The sequence below is a fragment of the Rhodococcus sp. (in: high G+C Gram-positive bacteria) genome, assembly GCF_049591685.1.
GTDB lineage: Bacteria > Actinomycetota > Actinomycetes > Mycobacteriales > Mycobacteriaceae > Rhodococcoides.
Genome location: NZ_JBAWFH010000507.1, coordinates 1 through 2,366 on the forward strand (window position 1 = coordinate 1; position 2,366 = coordinate 2,366).

The 2,366-nt window shown below is 62.0% G+C and carries 3 protein-coding genes; all 3 read left to right on the forward strand.

Annotated features, from left to right (window positions below; all coding sequences use genetic code 11):
* A partial coding sequence (locus tag WBQ44_RS20805; RefSeq protein WP_495568564.1) for a primary-amine oxidase occupies positions 1-1,437 on the forward strand: 1,437 nt, incomplete at its 5' end.
* Positions 1,438-1,857: 420 nt separating this feature from the next.
* On the forward strand, positions 1,858-2,181 hold the full coding sequence (locus tag WBQ44_RS20810) for a WXG100 family type VII secretion target (protein WP_495568565.1): 324 nt from the start codon (positions 1,858-1,860) through the stop codon (positions 2,179-2,181).
* A gap of 2 nt (positions 2,182-2,183) precedes the next feature.
* A partial coding sequence (locus WBQ44_RS20815; RefSeq protein ID WP_495568566.1) for a hypothetical protein occupies positions 2,184-2,366 on the forward strand: 183 nt, incomplete at its 3' end.

Below are 2,366 nucleotides of genomic sequence, written 5' to 3' on the forward strand. Positions count from 1 at the left end.
GCGCGCCCCGTCGAAAATCTGGTCGTGACGGTCGACATGGACACCATGGAGGTCGTCGACGTCGCCGATACGGGCGTCGTTCCCATCCCGCAGACGCCCGGAAACTACCTCCCTGGGATGTACGAGCGGCCCGGTAACGTGCCTTCGTTCGAGAAGCAGCGCGCACCGATGAAGACCATCGACATCACCCAGCCCGATGGCCCCTCCTTCACTGTCGACGGGCACTACGTCGAGTGGGCCAATTGGCGCCTGCGCGTGGGCTTCACACCGCGCGAAGGCCTCGTGTTGCACGACGTCAACTACGTCGACCGCGGTACCGTCCGTCCCGTCATACATCGCGCCTCTCTGTCGGAGATGTATGTGCCGTACGGCGATCCCGGCGACAGCCAGTGGAACAAGAACGTCTTCGACGAGGGCGAGTATGGTCTCGGTGTGCTCGCCAATTCGCTTCAGCTGGGCTGCGATTGCCTCGGCGAGATCCACTACTTCGACGCGTACGTCAACGACCAGGACGGTCAGCCCATCCAACTCCCGAACGCCATCTGCATGCACGAGGAGGACTACAGCATCGGGTGGAAGCACACCGATTTCCGCGACAATCTCGGACAAGTCAGACGAAACCGTCGGCTGGTCGTCTCGTTCTTTGCAACGGTCGGCAATTACGACTACGGCTTCTACTGGCATCTGTACCTCGACGGGTCCATCGAGTTCGAGATCAAGCTGACCGGCATCATCTCCACCGGTGCTATCGAGCCAGGCAAGGTGCCGGAGTTCGGCACACTCGTCGCACCGGGTTTGTACGGGCCACACCACCAGCACTTCTTCAGCGTTCGGTTGGACATGACGGTCGACGGCGCACGCAACAATCTGTACGAACTCGAAGCCGAAGCTGTTCCGGTCGGTCCGGAGAATCCGCACGGCAACGCCTGGCGTCAGACGAAACGACAGCTCACCAGCGAATCCGAAGCGCAGCGCGTTGCCGACCCACTGAGGGCTCGAACGTGGTTGATCGCCAACGCCGACAAGCTGAACAGGCTCGGCGGGCATATCGGCTACAAGATCGAACCGTCCGGCGCGGTCGCTCTTCCACTGGCACTACCCGGTTCGCAGCAGGCGCGTCGCGGTGGGTTCGCCACCAAGCACATGTGGGCGACGCCGTACGCCGAGCGTGAGCGCTATGCGGCGGGTGAGTACGTGGCACAGAACCCGGGCCACGACGGTCTCGTCGCCTACACCGCTCAGGACCGGTCACTCGAAGACGCGGATCTGGTCATCTGGCCGACGATCGCGGCGCATCATGTTGTGCGTCCGGAGGATTGGCCGGTCATGCCGGTCAGTCACGTCAGCCTGCACCTCAAGCCCACCGGCTTCTTTGACGGCAACCCAATGCTCGATCTGGCACCCGAGACCCCGAAGGTCGGCGGCCACTGTTGTTGAGCGAGTCCAGGGGCAAAGCACAGTCGCCGGGGAATCAGGGCACCCGCATTTCCAGTCTCGGGTAGAAGAAGCAAACAGATCAGCTTCTTGCGGCGAGTAGGGTGCGCGGCGACTTGTTCGGCGCGGCCGGCGGCTGTGCGGTTCGACGGTTCCGCGAGTCGGTCCGACCGATGTCCGTGTGTTGGACAACCGTCAGAGCGGGCTGCATGTACGTGACTGCGTCGTTGATGTCGTCCACACGACTACCTTCATAGCTTCTTCTGGCAGATGGCTAAACCGGATCCATCTGTAACTGCCACGTGCTCGCGTCTTGGTGTAGATTGCTGACGAGTCGAGACTGGGGGGTCTTCTTCAAATGCCGTTTTCGTCGTGGTCTGGAAAGTCGTTACTACAAGGCCGTCGAACGAGTAGCGAGCGCTGATGTCTGACCCGGATGGCCGAGACAGTGTCGGGGCCGATCCAGTGGCCATAACCGATGCAGCTGGCTCGCTCGCATCAATCGCAAGCGAAATTCGTGAGCGTTTCGTCGCCATGTCGACGGACGCCGAAAGAACGGTCGCAGAGCACTGGTCTGGGGCAGCCGCCGACGACTACCTGTCGAGCTGGTCGTCGGTGCGTAACCGCGGCGGGGTTTTGGTGGACCGCTTGTACAGCCTGGTCGACGGGCTCGAGGCATCGAGCACGGGGTATCGGTCAACTGACTCGGTGAACGCAACCACGACCAGCATCCTGAACCTCGACTAGCGATGGACGAGAACTACGCGGTCGATCTCGACGAGCTCCAGTTGTTGACGAGCAGAACCGAAAGCTTCACTTCTCTCCTTCAGGAACGTGTCCGCGCGGCCGAAGCAGCGGCGAGGACTCTGCCAGCGTGGTGGACCGGTCCTGCGGCGGATACGTTTCAGCTCGCGCACCAGGACTGGGTCCGC

Coding starts and splice junctions, on each gene's coding strand:
- WBQ44_RS20810 (WP_495568565.1), top strand. CDS start 1,858: ATGTCTGACCCGGATGGCCGAGACAGTGTCGGGGCCGATCCAGTGGCC.